Raw genomic sequence first — 1139 nt, forward strand, 5'->3', positions numbered from 1 at the left:
AAGTTCGAGCGTAACAAGCCCCACGTGAACATCGGCACGATCGGACACGTGGACCACGGCAAGACGTCGCTGACGGCCGCCATCACCAAGGTGCTGGCGAAGACGGGCGGCGCCACGTTCCTGGCGTACGACCTGATTGACAAGGCGCCGGAGGAGCGTGAGCGCGGCATCACGATCTCCACCTCGCACGTGGAATATCAGACGGCGAGCCGGCACTACGCCCACGTCGACTGTCCGGGCCACGCCGACTACGTGAAGAACATGATCACGGGCGCGGCGCAGATGGACGGCGCCATCCTGGTGGTGTCGGCGGCGGACGGCCCGATGCCGCAGACGCGTGAGCACATCCTGCTGGCGCGCCAGGTCGGCGTTCCGTACATCGTGGTCTTCCTGAACAAGGTGGACATGCTGGACGACCCCGAGCTGCGCGAGCTCGTGGAGATGGAAGTCCGCGACCTGCTGAAGAAGTACGAGTTCCCTGGCGATGACATCCCCATCGTCCCGGGCTCGGCGCTCAAGGCGCTGGAGGGTGACACCAGCGACATCGGCGAGCCGGCCATCCTGAAGCTGATGGAGGCGGTGGACAGCTACATCCCGACGCCGCAGCGCGCGACGGACAAGCCCTTCCTGATGCCGGTGGAGGACGTGTTCTCCATCTCCGGCCGCGGCACGGTGGCCACGGGCCGCGTCGAGCGCGGTATCATCAAGGTCGGCGAGGAAGTGGAAGTCGTCGGTCTGCGCCCGACGCAGAAGACGGTCGTCACGGGCGTGGAGATGTTCCGCAAGCTGCTGGACATGGGCATGGCGGGCGACAACATCGGCGCGCTGGTGCGCGGCCTGAAGCGCGAGGACATGGAGCGCGGCCAGGTGCTGGCCAAGCCGGGCAGCATCACCCCGCACACCAAGTTCAAGGCGCAGATCTACGTGCTGTCGAAGGAAGAGGGCGGTCGTCACACCCCGTTCTTCAAGGGCTACCGTCCGCAGTTCTACTTCCGCACCACGGACGTGACGGGCTCGGTGAAGCTGCCGGAGAACGTCGAAATGGTGATGCCGGGCGACAACATCGCCATCGAGGTGGAGCTCATCACCCCCGTGGCCATGGAGAAGGAGCTGCGCTTCGCTGTTCGCGAGGGTGGCCG

At 65.9% G+C, this 1139-nt stretch carries 1 protein-coding gene; it reads left to right on the plus strand.

Features of this window, described 5'->3' with window-relative positions:
• Positions 1–1139, plus strand: a 1139-nt coding sequence (gene tuf, locus F8M74_RS37145) for an elongation factor Tu (protein ID WP_141259180.1), incomplete at both ends; no start/stop codon positions are given.

The sequence above is a fragment of the Myxococcus sp. CA023 genome (assembly GCF_010998615.1).
Classification (GTDB): domain Bacteria; phylum Myxococcota; class Myxococcia; order Myxococcales; family Myxococcaceae; genus Myxococcus.